The following is a 2,496-nucleotide window of genomic DNA, read 5'->3' as shown; positions in this document are numbered from 1 at the left end:
CCCCACCACCCCCGCCGCGGTGCGCGGCGCCGCGCGCGCCGCGGGCCGCCTGAGCCGGAACGCCGAGGCGGTGGCGCGCTACCGGACGCTGCTCGCGCTCCGCCTCGACGACGCGGAGGCGCGCGGGGCGCTCGCGCACCTCCTCGTCGAGCAGGGCGACGTGGCCGGTGCGGCGGCGCTCCTCGCGGAGGGGCAGCGGCTCGATCCGGCGGACGGCGAGCTGCGGCTTCGGCTCGCCGACCTGCTCGCCGCGAACGGCCGCGCCGAGGAGGCCGATACGGTCTACGCCACCGCGCTGCGCGTTGCGCCGGACGACGCCGACGCGCTCGAGCGCCGCGGGCGCTCGAGGCTCGCGGTGGGCCGCACCCGCGACGCGCTCGCCGACCTCCACGCCGCCCTCGAGCTCCGCCCGCAGTCGCCCGAGCTGAAGGAGCTCGTGCGCAGCCTCGAGCCCGCCCGCGAGCGGTTCGAGACGCCCTACCTGCTCGACGCGCGCGCGCTCGCCGCGAAGGCGCCCGCGCCCGCCGCCGACGACGACGCCGTCGTGCTCGGCGAGCTCAAGGTCACGCGCGTCTTCCCCTCCGGGCTCTCGGCGACCTACTACCAGCGGGTGGTGAAGATCGTGAACGCCCGCGGGGCGGAGGCGTTCCGGCGCCACGTCATCGGCTGGACCCCGGACCGGCAGGACGCGCGCGTCGAGCGGGTCCGCATCGTGAAGCCCGACGGCGCGACCATCGAGACGCACGAGGCGGAGGAGCGGAGCGCGAGCGAGCCCTGGTACCGGCTCTACTACGACACCCGCACGCGCACCCTGTCGTTCCCGGCGCTCTCCGCCGGGGACGTGCTCGAGGTGGCCTGGCGCATCGAGGACACCGCCGGCGAGAACCTGCTCTCCGACTACTTCGGCGACGTGACGTTCCTCGACGACACCACCCGCAAGGCGCGGGTGGACTACGTGCTCCTCGTCCCCGAGGCGCGGCCGATCTTCTCGAACGCCCCCGAGGGCGTGCGCCACGACACGCGGAAGCTGCCGGGCGGGCTCGTGGAGCACCGCTTCGGCGCGCGCGACCTCGCGCCCATCCGGCCCGAGCCCGGCATGCCGGGCTGGAGCGAGGTCGCCCGCTACGTGCACGTCTCCACCTACGGCGACTGGGACCAGGTGGCGCGCTTCTACTGGGGGCTCGTGAGGGATCAGCTCCGGCCCACGGGCGAGCTCCGCGCCACCGCCGCGCGCATCGTCGAGGCCGCGCTCGGCGCGGGGGGCGCGCGCCTCACGGCCGCCAGCGCGCAGGCAGGCCTGCCGCCGGCCGTCGCCCCGCCGCGGAACGGCTGGACCCTCGAGCAGAAGCGCGCCATCGTCCGGGGCGTCTACGACTTCGTGGTGTCGCAGACCCGTTACGTCGGCCTCGAGTTCGGGATCCACGGCTACAAGCCCTACCGGGTGGACCAGGTGCTCCAGCGGCGCTTCGGCGACTGCAAGGACAAGGCGAGCCTCGTCCACGCGCTCCTCGCCGCCGCGGGGATCGACTCGCGCCTCGTGCTCCTGCGCATGCGCCGCCTCGGGCGGATGCCCGAGACGCCCGCGTCGCTCGCGGTGTTCAACCACGCCATCGCCTACGTGCCCGACCTCGACCTGTGGCTCGACGGCACCGCGTCCTACTCGGGCTCGGGCGATCTGCCCGGCGAGGACCGCGGCGCGACGGTGCTCGTCGTGAACCCCGGCGCGAAGGCGACCTTCGGCACGATCCCGGAGGCGCGCCCCGAGGACAACCGCGTCGAGAGCCGGTTCGACGTGACGCTCGCGAGGGACGGCCGGGCGGCGGTGCGCGGCAGCTCGCACGTCCGCGGCGCGCAGGCGCCGCAGTACCGCCGCGCCTACCTCGCCGAGCACGACCGGCGCGCCCAGCTCGAGCGCGCCTTCGGCCGCACCTTCCCGGGCGCGGAGGTGACGAGCCTCGACGTCTCGGACCTCACGCGCATCGAGGAGGAGGTGGCGATGGACTTCACCCTCGACGTGCCGCGCTACGCGCTGGCGGACGGGGGCGGCCTGCGCTTCACCCCCTTCGGCGACGCCGCGGGCTACGCGGAGTCCTACGCCGCCCTCTCCGCGCGCAGGTACGACCTCGTGGTCGGCGATCCGGCCGTGACCCGCTTCACCTACCGTTACGTTTTCCCGAAGGGCTGGACGGTCGTGGAGGTGCCGGAGGCGGCCTCCGGCGAGACGCCGCACGGCGCCTTCGAGGTGCGCTACCGCCGCGAGGCGGACGCGCTCGTCGCCGAGGGGCACGTCACGTTCAAGACGGCGCGCGTTGCGGCGGCGGAGTACCCCGCCTTCCGCGAGCTCGCGGCGAGGATCGACCGCGCCTTCGCGCGGAAGGTCCGGATCGCCCCGGCCGTGGCCGGGGAGGGCTCCCGATGACGACCGTCCGTTCGCCCCGCGCCGCCGGCCCGCTGGCCGCCGCGCTCCTCGCCGCCGCGCTCGGCTGCGCCGGCCCG

1 protein-coding gene is annotated in these 2,496 nt (G+C 76.0%); it reads left to right on the top strand.

Features of this window, described 5'->3' with window-relative positions; all coding sequences use genetic code 11:
• Nucleotides 1-2,419 (top strand): DUF3857 domain-containing protein (locus MNZ39_RS23840; RefSeq protein ID WP_242341570.1); only part of this gene is annotated, 2,419 nt, incomplete at its 5' end.
• Nucleotides 2,420-2,496: the final 77 nt, after the last annotated feature.

Origin of the sequence: Anaeromyxobacter sp. SG66, assembly GCF_022690805.1 — a bacterium.
In the GTDB taxonomy this organism is placed as follows: Bacteria; Myxococcota; Myxococcia; order Myxococcales; family Anaeromyxobacteraceae; genus Anaeromyxobacter; species Anaeromyxobacter soli.
Note: the sequence above shows the minus strand (reverse complement) of the source record. Positions and strands in the feature narration are given on the sequence as shown.